Source organism: Cryobacterium sp. N22, assembly GCF_002929555.1.
GTDB lineage: Bacteria > Actinomycetota > Actinomycetes > Actinomycetales > Microbacteriaceae > Cryobacterium.
The window spans coordinates 1-1,031 of sequence record NZ_PJJP01000001.1 but is presented as its reverse complement, the minus strand read 5'-3'; the positions used below and the strand labels follow the sequence as shown (position 1 = coordinate 1,031).

1 pseudogene is annotated in these 1,031 nt (G+C 69.5%); it reads right to left on the bottom strand.

Annotation, left to right across the window (positions count from 1 at the left end):
• A pseudogene (locus CXY76_RS00005) lies at window positions 1-930 on the bottom strand (hypothetical protein); the annotation flags it as partial.
• Window positions 931-1,031: the final 101 nt, after the last annotated feature.

Below are 1,031 nucleotides of genomic sequence, written 5' to 3'. Positions count from 1 at the left end.
GATCTCTGAGTCGGCGCCCGCTGGCGTCGGGTCACCTGTCTTTTTCAGGCTCCCGGCCATGCCGTTGATCCGGTCGTAGGCGGCCTTGGTGTCATGGGCGGTGCCGTACCAGTGCAACCAGCCCATCCCATCCGGGGCGGCCTCCCAGTAGGAACGACGTTCGGCGAGGGCGTTCCTGTTGCGGATCACGATGGACTCCGGGTGTTGCTTCTCGCGCAACCGGCGGGCCTTGTCGCGGAACCGGCCCACCGGCATCCGCTTCGCCTCCGGCAGCACGGCTTTCTCGAACGCCGCGTGGTCGTCGTCGGGCAGGGTGCGCATCTGGTCGACGAGCACGGTGGCGTGCCGGTAGCTGATCTCTCCGGCGGAGAGGGCCTGGAAGGTCGCCGGGGCGCACATCAGCCAGAGGGACTGATCCATCATGCGCTCCACCGTGCGCTCGGCCACCCGAAGCAGGCAGGCGGTCTCGCTCACGATGGTGCGCCGGGCGACCTCCCGGTCGTCCCACCGGCCGTACGCGGCGGCTCGAGCCTGGTCCTCGGTCAGGGTGGCCGCGTTCACGTCGGCCAGCCGGATGCTCTCCGGGTTGCCGTGCAGGCGGGAGGCGACCTGTGGGTCCTCACTCCAGCCCTGCAGATCGACGAGGAATTCGGCCTGACGGGCCTGCGCCTGCACGATCAGACGGGCCTCGGCGGCGATCAGTTCGGTGCGACGGGCCAGCTCCGAGCGGACCACCTCGTCCAGGGTCGGGTCGGGGACGTAGGGCTCGGCTGCGGCCGGTTCGTCAGCGGTGAGGTCAGCCGCGGGGGACTCCGTCGACCCAGGTTCGGCCGGGGCGGCGGGGGAGGGGGTGGATCCGGGTGGAGCGGGCTCCGGAGAGTAGTCGTCATCGTCCGGAGCGGGCGTTGGTGCCTGGTCTGGGCTACTCATGCTGAGATCGTCTCACCTACCACTGACACTGCACCCGCCCGCGGACACACCCGGCCCCACACATCCGCGAACCGTGAGAAAAGCCCCAAAACTCGCCAAAT